The sequence below is a fragment of the Corynebacterium sp. genome (genome assembly GCF_030530965.1).
Lineage (GTDB): Bacteria > Actinomycetota > Actinomycetes > Mycobacteriales > Mycobacteriaceae > Corynebacterium.
Window position 1 is genome coordinate 1 of sequence record NZ_JAUMTY010000083.1, and the last position, 4004, is coordinate 4004.

Annotated in this window: 4 protein-coding genes; 1 reads left to right on the forward strand and 3 read right to left on the reverse strand. The window is 57.1% G+C overall.

The features are described from left to right. Positions 1-325: 325 nt before the first annotated feature. Both Q3981_RS10125 and Q3981_RS10130 read right to left on the reverse strand, forming a co-directional pair. A complete protein-coding gene (locus Q3981_RS10125) occupies positions 326-673 on the reverse strand; it encodes a metallopeptidase family protein (RefSeq protein ID WP_204087902.1) in 348 nt (115 codons plus the stop codon). 8 nt (positions 674-681) lie between these two features. Next, positions 682-1713 (reverse strand): septum formation family protein, encoded by a 1032-nt coding sequence (locus Q3981_RS10130; RefSeq protein ID WP_303125916.1) that lies wholly within the window; start codon positions 1711-1713, stop codon positions 682-684. 173 nt (positions 1714-1886) lie between these two features. On the opposite strand from Q3981_RS10130, the gene serS reads away from it, so the two are divergent. Further along, positions 1887-3158 carry a serine--tRNA ligase gene (gene serS, locus Q3981_RS10135; RefSeq protein ID WP_303125917.1) on the forward strand — a complete coding sequence of 424 codons (1272 nt, stop codon included), beginning with the start codon at positions 1887-1889 and terminating at the stop codon, positions 3156-3158. A 100-nt stretch (positions 3159-3258) separates the two neighbouring features. On the opposite strand, the gene Q3981_RS10140 is transcribed toward serS, so the two are convergent. Continuing rightward, the coding region (locus Q3981_RS10140) for an alpha/beta hydrolase (protein ID WP_303125919.1) at positions 3259-4004 on the reverse strand (746 nt) is incomplete at its 5' end.

A 4004-nucleotide genomic window follows, 5' to 3' on the forward strand; every position in this document is an offset into this window, starting at 1 on the left:
TCACAATCGGATCCAACTCCGCCTGTGCAGACCACGAATGGAAAACGTGGGCTCGGTCGTCGTTGTAGGCGCGTCGACCAACGTCGGACTGGGGTACTGGCACCGTAAACCTCCATGGTGTCGGGTCAAAAAAGATGTGCCGTGTCGTCGCTGGGTAGGGCCCAGGTCGGGCCCAGGTTGGACTCCGCAACGCACCGGCTCCGCTGAGTCTAACGGAAAAAGTGGCTTTTAAACCCTTGCGTTAACAAATGTTTACAATTGGGCGGCTGTCGCGCGGGTAGTCATCGCGCCGGGACACGTGGTCCCCGCGCCGGGACATACACCCTCACGCCCAGCCGAGTTCATGCAGACGGTCGTCGTCGATACCGAAATGATGCCCAATCTCATGGACGACGGTGACAGCAACTTGGCGGACCAATTCCTCTTCCGAATTGCAGTACGCGCAGATTGCTTCCTTGTAAATCGTGATTTTGTCGGGGAGCGCAAAGCTATACGACGACGTCCGCCTGGTGAGAGCGACCCCCTCATACAGCCCCAAGGTGTTGGGATTATCGCGGTTCCACGGTTCGACAACCAACGCAACATTATTCATATTGCGCAGGAGTGATTCGGGAATGAGGTCAATGCCCTTGTCGATGAGTTCGTCGAACCGTTCATCAGATACGGAGATCATGACGGAACCTAATTTCCTCGTTTGGGCGCACGGCTCGGCTGCGGCGGGGGCGGATTGCCATTAATGGTGAATTCACCCTTTGCAGAGCCCTTCAAAGTGGATAACGAGTTATTGTCTCCCGTTTTAATCAGAGAGCAATTGACGTTCCGGGAGCCACCCTTCCAGGAATCCTCCGTGAGCGTTGTCCAGAACGGTTCAAGCGTGGAGTTGTAGAGCTTGTCATCGCCCCCGATGAATGCTGTGACCGAATCAGTACACCGCTTATTGAGATACTCATTTTGATCTTCAGTGGATGGGTATTCTTTGAATTTTTCACCTAGATCGACGATATCCGTGACCTCATATTGGTGATCAGCATTACAATCCACAACCTGAGCGGTTGCATCCACGGATGTATCACCGTCAGTTTGTTTGTTCTGGTTATCGTCCTTCTTTTCCGTAACAGCGACGCACTCGCCGGGCTTAAACACAGGAGACTGGTCCTGATCAGCGGCTTTGCCCGTAATCGCACTGGCGTGGCCATCATTCCCCGTCACCTGGAGGCCGCACAATAGCGTCCGATCACCATCTGCCCACGACTTCTGCGGCGGCAAAATGGGAGCAATCGTAAACCGCCCCGTAGGATCAAACTTCCCACCCAGGTAACTGAGCGTGGGCTGTTTACACAGTTCGTCGCTCAACTCCGCTTGGCGCTTCCGGCTGGGCATACCGGCGTTCGAACCGAATTCACTAGCCGGGTAGGCCGCCAAATTCTCCCGGTGGGATACCTCGAAGCGGTGAGACTTGGCGCAGTCGACAGTTTGGAAATCGGACACAGTGCCGTCGGATGAAGTCTTCCAATCCAAGCATTGCCCAGCGTCAGCATTGGTAAAGGACTTTTGTTTCGATTCCTTATCTTCCCCCGGTGCCGTTTGGGGGGTGTTCGACGCGGAATCGGAATGCTTTTCCTGGGCGTAGGTAAAAGTGCCCGCGGCTGATCCGCCACAGAGGAGTGCGACGAGGCCGACAATGACTGAGGAACGTCGGACTGTCGGTTTCATGCGTCACCTTCGTTTCCGGGGTCGTTGACTAATAGCGATCGACGTATATTCGCGGCATGTGCTGCCACATGAGGCCCACTACTTATTATTATTCCAGTACTATTCCTGTACCTTACTTGTTTGCTTTTTGACCGGTTGAAGCTGGACAGCCCTAAAACCATTAAGCTAATGCTGTGATTGATCTGAAACAGCTTCGTGATGACCCCGACCGTGTCCGTGAATCCCAGCGCACCCGTGGCGAAGACCCGGGCCTCGTCGACCAACTCCTCCAGGCTGACCAGGCCCGACGTGAGGCTATTTCTGCTGCCGACGCCGCACGCGCAGAACACAAGGCCTATACAAAATCCATGGGCAAGAAGATGCGCGATGCATCCCCCGAGGAAAAGGAGAGCCTGCGCGCCCGGGGAACGGAACTGTCCAACGTCGTGAAGGAAAAAGAAGAAGCTCAGCGCGTTGCTGAAGCTTCGGTTCACGACCTACAGATGCAGATCTCCAATATCGTGGAAGGCGCACCCGCCGGCGGGGAAGAAGACTTCGTCGTTCTCGAGAAAGTGGGGACCCCGCCGCAATTCGACTTCGAGCCGAAGGACCACCTCGAGCTCGGGGAATCCCTGGGGATTATCGATATGGAGCGCGGTGCGAAGGTATCGGGCTCGCGCTTTTACTTCCTCAAGGGCGCGGGTGCTTTGTTGCAGCTCGGGATGCTGCAGCTCGCGGCACAGAAGGCCGTGCAGCACGGGTTTGAACTGATGATTACCCCGGTCATTGTTAATCCGGAGTCGATGTCGGGTACCGGTTTCCTGGGGCAGCACGCCGACGAGATTTACTACTTGCAGGAGGACAACCAGTACTTGGTGGGCACCTCCGAGGTTGCGTTAGCGGGCTACCACAGCAAGGAGATTATCGATCTTTCCGCTGGTCCGAAGCGTTACGCGGGCTGGTCCTCGTGCTTCCGGCGTGAGGCTGGATCGTACGGCAAGGACACGCGGGGAATTCTGCGCGTGCACCAGTTCGATAAGGTCGAAATGTTCAGCTACTGCAAGCCGGAGGATGCGGCCGCCGAGCACCAGAAGCTCTTGAGCATGGAGCGAGAGATGCTCGCCGCCGTCGAGGTTCCCTACCGCATTATCGACGTTGCCGGTGGCGATTTGGGCTCCTCGGCAGCGCGAAAGTTTGATACCGAGGCATGGGTGCCGACGCAGAACACGTACCGCGAATTAACGTCGACCAGTAACTGTACGACGTTCCAGGCCCGTCGGCTGGGGATCCGCTACCGCGATGAGAACAATAAGACGCAGATCGCGGCGACGCTGAATGGCACCTTAGCGACGACGCGCTGGTTGGTCGCCATTTTGGAGAACAACCAGCAGGCGGACGGGTCGGTGAAGGTCCCGGAGGCGTTGCAGCCGTATGTGGGCCAAGACGTACTGAAGCCGGTGAAGTAACGCGGGATTAGCGCTCTTCACCGGCTGTCAGGGGGGGCTATCAGGGGGTTATCCAGAACGTAGCCGGCCACGAGAATGGGCCGGCTATCACAACGACCTCTTACAGGTGGTTGTCCAAGAACTCGACTGCGCGGTCGATGACTTCGTCACGCGAGGGCTCGTTCATCGTTTCGTGCATGGAGTCTTTCCACAGAACCATGTGCTTGTCGGTGGAACCAACTGCGTTGTACCAGTTGATGTCCATCGGGTAGGGGACCAGGCCGTCGGTGTCACCGTGCATGATGAGCGTCGGCTTGGTGTAGTTCTTCGCGTGAGCACCGCAGTACAGGAATGCAGCAGCACCCTGGTAGAGGGTCGATGCATTAGCAATCTGGCTGTTCAGCGGGTCATAGGAGAGCTGATCGCGAGCATCCGGATCAGAGACAACACCCAGCTTGAATGGGTTGCCGACGCCTGCTTTCGCCAGGAACTCCGGCGGAAGTTCAGTCTTCTGCAGGATTTCTGGAGACTCGACGGGCTTTCCAGCGTCGGCAGGTAGTTTGACGCCGAAGTGGTCGAGGACGCCTTGGACGTCGTAGCCCAGAGCTGCGTCGAGTGGCTCGAACGGCCGCTTGCCGTCGTTAGGCAGGTATGGCCCGATGAAGAACGGGTAGGACTGGCCGTCGGCGTGCTTGTACTCCGGCATCAGCGTGTTCTGCCCGTAGTTGTTGACCGGGACGCCACCGCCGTTGGTGATGGTCGCGTCGATGGTCTCCGGGTAGGTGATGGAGTACATCTGGGTCGCGAGAGCACCCATGGAGTGGCCCATCATGAACACTTTGCCCTGCTGCTCGTTGTGGATCATGT